This window comes from Mesorhizobium sp. M7A.F.Ca.CA.001.10.2.1, from assembly GCF_003998575.1.
GTDB lineage: Bacteria > Pseudomonadota > Alphaproteobacteria > Rhizobiales > Rhizobiaceae > Mesorhizobium.
Map to the genome: position 1 here is coordinate 1 of NZ_RZQY01000267.1, position 7,668 is coordinate 7,668.

Consider the following 7,668-nt stretch of genomic DNA (forward strand, 5'->3'; position numbering starts at 1 on the left):
CAGCGCGCGGTCCTTCAGCTCTTCATTTTCCTTCAGCAGCCGCACAAGGGCTTCATAGTCGCCGTCGGTGCTGCCTTCCGTGCGCTCGGCTGTGGGCTCGGTCGCCTCGACTTCGTCGGGCGCGCGTTCGTCTTTTGCCTGGTCGCTCATCGCCGTTTCCCGTCAATCTCGAATGATGTGGATTTTGTGCCCGATATCGATGTTTGGTGGCCAAAAATCAAGGGGTAAGCGACTATGGAAGCCGCCGGCCAAGGCCGGGCAATGACAGGCAAGACATTTCGACTTTAATTCAAATTTTACCTTAACCGCGGGCTTTGCTTGCCATACAGGCATGATGGGGGAACCATTCTCTTGCTGCAGGAGTTTCGAAGCCGACACAGGATTTTGAGATGATGACCCGCAACATGGGCGAAAAGGCAGAGGGGCTGGCCATCGAGATCAGGCGCCAGTTCGGCGCCGAGGCGGTGACCCGCTTTCTGCGCACCTTGCCGGCCTTCCGCACCGAGGCCGACATCCCCGATCGGTTCAGAGAACTGCTCGACCGCCTCGATGGGGCGGAGCGCGGTGACATCGGCTGGCGCCGGCGGTAACGCAACAATCGATCTTGGCAGCAAACCTCCTATCGGCAATAGCCGGGGAGAGCCGAACCATCTAAGGATAGATGTGTTGTGGTTCAATGGAGGACGTAAATGCGCAAGGTTTCGATCACCTCATCGCTGATAGCGTTTGTCGGCCTCGGCGCCATCACCTTGGCGGCCTTTCCGGCACAAGCAGACAATCTTCAGCTGCAATTGGGCAAACATGGCCCGCGGCTGAAGCTCATGGAAGATTGCGACCCCGCCTACGACGATTGCGAAGGCCCCCGTCGCGACGATCGGCGCGACCGCCGTCAACGAGGCTGCACGGAAGACCGGGCTCTCGACAAGGCAGACCGAATGGGCATCCGCCGCGCAAGGATAGAGTCCGTCGGCCGCCGGGAGATCACGGTCCGCGGCAGACAGGGCGGCGACCGCGTGCGCGTGACTTTTGGCACCGAGCGCGGCTGCCCTATCCTCGATCGCGAATAGCGATCGACCAGCGGAAAACCGACGCTCAGAGCCATCAGCAGGTCGAGCTGGCGGGTTGGCAGGCTCGATCGCCAAGCTACGCGACAATTACGCACAGTAATTTTGCGTGATGTTGCCTTGCGGCGGCGAGGCGCCCCGCCTATGCTTCCTGATGAACATGATTTCCCCTGAGGCGGTCGCCAACAGCAAGCGCGCCTGGTTGAAGATTCTCGCCCGCTACAAGAAGCCTGACAGGCGGCGCAGCGCCGTCGAACTCGCCATCACCCTCATTCCATTCGCCATACTCTGGGGGCTGTCTTCGGCGGCTTATGCCTATGGCCATTGGTGGGGACTGGTCCTCATCCTCCCCGCGGCCGGGTTTCTGGTGCGCATCTTCATGATCCAGCACGATTGCGGCCACGGCTCCTTCTTCGCCAATCGTTACGCGGACGACTGGATTGGCCGCGCGCTCGGCATCCTGACGCTGACGCCCTACGATTGCTGGCGGCGCGCCCACGCGACGCACCACGCCAGCGCCGGCAATCTTGACGAACGCGGCATGGGCGACATCCGGACGCTGACCGTTGCAGAATACCGGCAGATGTCGTGGCGGGGCCGCCTCGCCTATCGTCTCTATCGCCATCCGCTGGTGATGTTCGGGCTCGGTCCGATCTGGCTTTTCATCTTCGAGCAGAGGCTACCCGTCGGCATGATGCGCGGCGGCCTGACCCCTTGGGTGTCGTCGATGACCACCAACCTTGGCATCGCGGTCGCAGCAGCCGTCCTTATCTGGTTCGTCGGCCCGGGCGCTTTCCTGGTGGTTCACCTGCCGATCGTCATCCTCGCCGGTTCGGCCGGCATCTGGCTGTTCTACGTCCAGCACCAGTTCGAGGAAACAGAATGGGCGAAGGATGCCGACTGGGAATTCCAGCACGCCGCCTTGCACGGATCGTCGTATTACGACCTTCCGCCGGTGCTGAACTGGCTCACCGGCAACATCGGTGTCCATCACGTCCATCACCTCTCGGCCAAGGTGCCGTGCTACCGGTTGCAGGAAGTGCTGCGGGATTATCCCGAGTTGCGCGACATAGGCCGGGTTACGCTGCTCGAAAGCCTGCGCTGCGTCAAACTGGCATTGTGGGACGAAAACCGCCGCAAGCTGGTGTCGTTCCGCGAGGCACGGGCGGCGGCTTAAGCAATTCCAGGAGAAGTGTGAACGGTTTTCCAGGGAAAACGCGTAGCGTTTTCCCTGGGCAATTGCGTCACAACAAGAAGACCGCCGCGCCATGGGCGCCGCGGCCTGGAGCTCCGATCAGGCAGCCCTGATCATGTCGGCGGCCTTTTCGGCGATCATGATGGTTGGGGCATTGGTGTTGCCACCAATCAGTGTCGGCATCACCGAGGCGTCCACGACACGCAAGGCTTCAAGCCCGCGCACCTTGAGTTGCGGATCGACCACCGCCATCTCGTCGACCCCATCCGACAGGAGCCGACCGGGTGATAGACCGTGTCGGCGCGGGTACGGATATGGGTCATCAGATCGGCATCGCTCGGCTCGCCGGCGATGTGCATTTCCTTGTGCCGGTAGCGCGTCAGCGCCGGCGAAGCCAGCACCTGCCGGGTGATCCTCACGCCTTTCAGCAGCAGTTCCGCATCGCGCTGGTCGCCGAGAAAGCGCGGATCGATGCGTGGCGCGGCAAGTGGATCGGCGCTGGCCAGCCCAACCTCGCCACGCGAGTGCGGCCGCAATATGCAGACATGACAGGAGAAGCCGAAACCGTAGTGCAGCGTGCGCGCATGGTTTTCGACCAGGCCGATGACGAATTGCAGCTGCAGGTCAGGGCGCTCAAGCGCCGGGTCGGATTTGACGAAAGCGCCGCTCTCGGCCGACGGCGAGGCGATCAGCCCGGTTCCATCCCGCCGCCACTGCGCGATGTGCCTGAGGAAACCCCACGCGCCGCGCGGGCTCATGCCGAGCATATCGGTGTCCTTCGATCTCCAGCCGACGATAAAATCGAGGTGGTCCTGCAGGTTCTTGCCGACGCCCGGCAATTCGTGGACGACGGGAACGCCATGCACGGCAAGTTCGGCCGCCGGGCCGATACCCGACAGCAACAGAAGCTGCGGCGAACCGAAGGCACCACCGCAGAGGATCACCTCGCGCGACGCCTGTGCCACTGCCTCGCCTTTGCGCGTCCGGTAGCGGATGCCGGTGGCGCGCTTGCCGGCAAGGACGATGCCTGTGGCGTGCGCCCGCGTGATCACGGTCAGATTGCTCCGCTGCATCACCGGATGGAGATAGGCGGCGGCAGTCGAACAGCGCTCGCCATTACGGGCGCCACCGGCAAACTGGGTCACCTGGAAATAGCCGGCGCCCTCTTGTTCCGGTCCGTTGAAATCGTCCGAGGCGCGAATCTGGTTTTCGGCACAAGCCTCTATGAAGGCCTTGGCGATCGGCCTCGGCGAGCGCTGGTTCGACACTTTCAGCGGGCCGTCCCCGCCATGCAAGGCATCAGTGCCGCGCTCATTGCCCTCGGCGCGCCGGAAATAGGGCAGAACCTCATCCCACGACCAGCCCTCGCAGCCCAGATTTGCCCATTCGTCATAGTCGCTGCGATGGCCCCTGACATAGAGCATTGCATTGATGGCGCTGGAGCCGCCCAGCGCCTTGCCGCGCGGCTGGTAGCCCTTGCGGCCGCCAAGACCTTGCTGCGGCACGGTTTCGAAGGCCCAGTTGTTGATCCTGGGCCGGCCGGAAAGCATGCCGATAATGCCAGCCGGAGCGCGGATCAGCATATCCCTGCCCTCGCCGCCAGCTTCGATCAGGCAGACCGTTTTCGATGGATCTTCCGAAAGCCGCGCGGCAAGCGCACAGCCGGCGGACCCACCGCCGGCTATGACATAGTCGTAACGCATGAAGACCCCTCCCCGATCGTTCCACGGATTTTCCATCCGGACGATCAAGAGAAGGCCTGAACACGGCTGATGTAAAGACGCGCGGAATTACCGCAACGTCAGCTGCTGCGAACGCGCCGCCAGGAGTATTTCGGGCCTTTTGGTTCCGGCACGGCGGCTGGCTGGTAGTAGAGCCCCAATCCGCCGGTGCGGCCCTCCTCCAGGCGCTTCAACAGCACCGCATTGGAAATCTCGAACTCGTCGAAGCCTAGCCGCAGCATATGCGGCAGTTGGTCCACCAGCACCTGGCCCGTGGCGCGAACGGCACCTTCGAAATGGTAGCGGCCGCGCAGCAGTTCTCCCTTGGAGAAGGAGCGGCCGTCGCTGAAGGCCGGGAAGGCCAATGCCACCAGCGACAGCTGGTCGAGCAGGTCGGCAATCTTCTCGAGCTGATCACCAGGCTGCAGCAGGACGCCGAGCCGTTCCTTGGCCGAGCGGCGCACCTCCGGATCCAGATCGAGGAAGACTTGCAACGGCAGGATGAAGCGGCCGTTGCCGGACAGCGCATCGGCGCTTTCGGCATGCGTCCACTCATCCTCGTGAAAACCCGCAGGGGTCCAGAGTCGGGTCTCCGCTGTCGTCGGTTCAGTCATCAAAAAGTTCCTAAATAGTCAAACGAACCAAGGATGTGTTGAGATTCAGGTCAGGCTGCGCCGAAAATAGCGGCTTCCGAGAACCGGAGCGGAGCGTACTTGAAGTACGTGAGCACCGGAAGCGCAGGAAGCTGCCGTTTGCAGGCCAGCCTAACCTGAATATCAGCATATCCTAAAGGGATGCGTCGGTCAGCGACTTCTCCAGCCCCGACAGGTGAATGCCGCACTCGGTCTTGGCGTGACCGGCCCAGCGGCCGCTGCGCGCGTCCTCGCCCGGCTGCACCGGCTGCGTGCACGGGAAGCAGCCGATCGACAGATAGCCATAGGCGACCAGCGGATTTTCGCGCAGCGCATGGGCGCGCATGTAGTCCGCCTGGTCCGATGTCGTCCAATGCGCCAGCGGATTGATGCGGATGCGCGGACCGACCGCCTCGAACATCGGCAGCGCCGCCCGCGTCGCGGCCTGAAAACGCTTGCGGCCGGTGAGCCAGGCACGAAATGGCGCGACACCGCGCGCCAGCGGCTCCACCTTGCGCACGTCGCAGCAGGCGTCGGTGTAGCTCTGATGCAGATTGCCCGTCGGATCGATCCGTTCGAGTGCTGCTTCCTCGGGTTTGATCACCCTTATGTTGGTCAGCCCGAAATCGGCGGCGAGCGCGTCGCGATAGCCGAGCGTCTCCTCGAAATGCTTGCCGGTGTCGAGGAAAATGACCGGCAGCGTCCGGTCGATCTTGGCGATCATGTGCAGCAGCACAGCCGAATCCGCGCCGAACGACGACACCGCCGCGATCTCGTCGAGGAACAGTTCGCGGGCCGAGCGTTCGATGATCTCGATCGGCTTCAGATGACCATAGAGCGCATCGAGCCCCGCCGCTTTGGCGGCGATACCGTCATCGACGTCTCCAATACGGTCAAGCGGCCTTGGCTTCGCCAGCATAGAGCGCCTCCTTGAACGGCGCGGGACCGACTCGGCGGTAGGCGTCGATGAATTTCTCTTGTGGGTCGAGCCGGAGGCCGAGATAGGTCTCGACGATCTGCTCGATGGCGTCGGTGATCTCTTCCGACGAGAAGCCGCGGCCGATGATCTCGCCGACCGAGGTGTTTTCGTCGGCCGAGCCGCCCAGCGTCACCTGATAGAGCTCAGAGCCCTTCTTCTCGACCCCGAGGATGCCGATATGGCCGACATGGTGATGACCGCAGGCGTTGATGCAGCCGGAGATCTTCAGCTTCAGTTCGCCGATCTCGCGCTGCCGCTCAAGCGAGGCGAAGCGGCGCGAGATTTCCTGCGCGATCGGGATCGAGCGCGCTGTGGCCAGCGCACAGTAGTCGAGGCCCGGGCAAGCGATGATGTCCGATATCAGGTTGGAATTGGCCGTCGCCAGGCCGATGCCGACCAGCGCATCATAGACCGCCTTGAGGTCGGCGCGGGCCACATGCGGCAGGATCAGGTTCTGCTCATGGCTGACACGCAGCTCGTCAAAGCCATATTTCTCGGCGATGTCGGCGATCGCTTCCATCTGGCTGTCCGAGGCGTCGCCGGGCACCTCGCCGATGCCCTTCAGCGAGATCGTCACCGCCGCATAGTCGGGATGGCGGTGCGTCACGACATTCTGGTCGAGCCACTCCGAGAACCCCTTGGAATCGAGCCGCGCCAGCTTGACCGCCTGGTCGCCTTCCGGCCGCCCAGCGAGCACCGGTGGCGCGAAATAGGCCTCGATGGCGCGGATGTCGGCTTCCGGCAGCTTCAGCTCGGCGTCCTTCAACTCCTGCCACTCGGCCTCGACCTGGCGGGTGATCTCCTCGACGCCGGTCTCATGGACGAGGATCTTGATGCGCGCCTTGTACTTGTTGTCGCGGCGGCCATAGAGGTTGTAAACGCGCAGGATCGCCGTGCAGTAGGACAGAAGGTCGGCTTCCGGCAGGAAATCGCGGATCTTGCGGGCAACCATCGGCGTGCGGCCCTGGCCGCCGCCGATATAGACGGCGAAACCGAGTTCGCCGGCGGCGTTCTTCTTCAGGTGCAGGCCGATGTCGTGGGTCTGAATGGCGGCGCGGTCGCGCTCGGCACCCGTCACCGCGATCTTGAACTTGCGCGGCAGGAACGAGAATTCCGGATGCACCGACGACCATTGGCGCAGGATTTCCGCGTAGGGACGCGGATCGGCGACTTCGTCGGCGGCAGCGCCGGCGAAGTGGTCGGCGGTGACATTGCGAATGCAATTGCCGCTGGTCTGGATGGCATGCATCTCGACACTTGCGAGATCCGCCAGGATCGCCGGAATATCAGACAGCGCCGGCCAGTTGAACTGGATGTTCTGGCGGGTGGTGAAATGGCCATAGCCTTTGTCGTATTTGCGGGCGATGTGACCAAGCATGCGCAACTGCTTGCCGTTCAGCGTGCCGTAAGGCACCGCGATGCGCAGCATGTAGGCATGCAGTTGAAGATAGACGCCGTTCATCAGCCTCAAGGGCCGGAACTGGTCCTCGGTGATCTCGCCGGCAAGACGACGCTGCACCTGGTCGCTGAACTCGGCGACGCGGGCTTGGACAAAATCGTGGTCGAACTCATCGTAACGGTACATGCTTGGTCTTTCAGGGCGCGTCCGCCCATGCCTGGTGTCTTGGTTATGCTGCCCGCGCAGCCTGCTTGCCGAGATCGTTGCGAATGGTCGGGCCGGCAGCGCGGATCTTCTCGCGCAGCCGCACCGGTTGGACGACACCGTTGACGACTTCAGCGTCGATCAAATTGACGTCGACCACTTCGTTGGCGGCATAGGCCTTGGCGCCGATCGCCTCGAGCCTATCCTCCGCTGCCTTGTCATCGGCGAGGTCGGCATGGTCCACCGTCTCCGCCCAGCCGCCATCGGCGTACCAGACAGCAATGCCGTCGGTGAGGCGGTTGGCGGTCAGTATCTTCATGGCTGAACTCCTTCGGCGATCGAACTGGACGCACCTTCATGCCTGTGTGCCGCCAGCGGCTCGGATCGCTCAAAATTGGCGCCGGCGACCGCATCGCCGATGATGGTCATGACCGGGCCGGAAAGATCGGCGCGCGCTTCCAGCGACGGCAGGTC

General features: G+C 63.1%; 7 protein-coding genes and 3 pseudogenes. 3 read left to right on the plus strand and 7 right to left on the minus strand.

Going from position 1 to position 7,668, the window contains the following annotated elements:
- Positions 1–150: pseudogene (locus EN964_RS39250) on the minus strand (nucleotide exchange factor GrpE); the annotation flags it as partial.
- A 239-nt stretch (positions 151–389) separates the two neighbouring features.
- Between EN964_RS39250 and EN964_RS17955 the strand changes: the two are divergent.
- The 3 genes from EN964_RS17955 (at position 390) to EN964_RS17965 (ending at position 2,241) form a co-directional block, all read left to right on the plus strand.
- Positions 390–590: a hypothetical protein gene (locus tag EN964_RS17955; protein ID WP_127269662.1), complete on the plus strand. Its 201-nt coding sequence runs from the start codon at positions 390–392 to the stop codon at positions 588–590.
- Positions 591–689: 99 nt separating this feature from the next.
- The gene (locus tag EN964_RS17960; RefSeq protein WP_127269664.1) at positions 690–1,067 is read left to right on the plus strand and encodes a hypothetical protein; all 378 of its coding nucleotides are present in this window, start codon (positions 690–692) and stop codon (positions 1,065–1,067) included.
- Between the two features lie 151 nt (positions 1,068–1,218).
- Positions 1,219–2,241, plus strand: a complete 1,023-nt coding sequence (locus tag EN964_RS17965) for a fatty acid desaturase (protein WP_127273297.1) — start codon at positions 1,219–1,221, stop codon at positions 2,239–2,241.
- A gap of 117 nt (positions 2,242–2,358) precedes the next feature.
- Here the strand turns inward: EN964_RS17965 and EN964_RS17970 are convergent.
- The 6 genes and pseudogenes from EN964_RS17970 to EN964_RS38625 all read right to left on the minus strand — a co-directional run.
- Positions 2,359–3,962 (minus strand): annotated as a pseudogene (locus EN964_RS17970) (GMC family oxidoreductase).
- Between the two features lie 98 nt (positions 3,963–4,060).
- Entirely contained in the window at positions 4,061–4,594 is a 534-nt protein-coding gene (locus EN964_RS17975; RefSeq protein ID WP_127271069.1) for a DUF934 domain-containing protein, read from the minus strand.
- A 172-nt stretch (positions 4,595–4,766) separates the two neighbouring features.
- Entirely contained in the window at positions 4,767–5,531 is a 765-nt protein-coding gene (locus tag EN964_RS17980) for a phosphoadenylyl-sulfate reductase (protein WP_127276588.1), read from the minus strand.
- On the minus strand, positions 5,506–7,176 hold the full coding sequence (locus EN964_RS17985; RefSeq protein WP_127272508.1) for a nitrite/sulfite reductase: 1,671 nt from the start codon (positions 7,174–7,176) through the stop codon (positions 5,506–5,508). Before EN964_RS17985 ends, EN964_RS17980 begins: the two co-directional genes overlap by 26 nt.
- Positions 7,177–7,219: 43 nt before the next feature.
- Complete coding sequence (locus tag EN964_RS17990; protein WP_127272018.1) at positions 7,220–7,513, minus strand: DUF2849 domain-containing protein; 294 nt, start codon at positions 7,511–7,513, stop codon at positions 7,220–7,222.
- Positions 7,510–7,668: pseudogene (locus EN964_RS38625) on the minus strand (uroporphyrinogen-III C-methyltransferase); the annotation flags it as partial. The pseudogene EN964_RS38625 and the gene EN964_RS17990, both read right to left, overlap by 4 nt.

What these genes read in the sequence shown, in the direction of transcription:
- EN964_RS17955 (WP_127269662.1), top strand. Translation starts at nt 390, where the DNA reads ATGATGACCCGCAACATGGGCGAAAAGGCAGAGGGGCTGGCCATCGAG.
- EN964_RS17960 (WP_127269664.1), top strand. Translation starts at nt 690, where the DNA reads ATGCGCAAGGTTTCGATCACCTCATCGCTGATAGCGTTTGTCGGCCTC.
- EN964_RS17965 (WP_127273297.1), top strand. Translation starts at nt 1,219, where the DNA reads ATGAACATGATTTCCCCTGAGGCGGTCGCCAACAGCAAGCGCGCCTGG.
- EN964_RS17975 (WP_127271069.1), bottom strand. Translation starts at nt 4,594, where the DNA reads ATGACTGAACCGACGACAGCGGAGACCCGACTCTGGACCCCTGCGGGT.
- EN964_RS17980 (WP_127276588.1), bottom strand. Translation starts at nt 5,531, where the DNA reads ATGCTGGCGAAGCCAAGGCCGCTTGACCGTATTGGAGACGTCGATGAC.
- EN964_RS17985 (WP_127272508.1), bottom strand. Translation starts at nt 7,176, where the DNA reads ATGTACCGTTACGATGAGTTCGACCACGATTTTGTCCAAGCCCGCGTC.
- EN964_RS17990 (WP_127272018.1), bottom strand. Translation starts at nt 7,513, where the DNA reads ATGAAGATACTGACCGCCAACCGCCTCACCGACGGCATTGCTGTCTGG.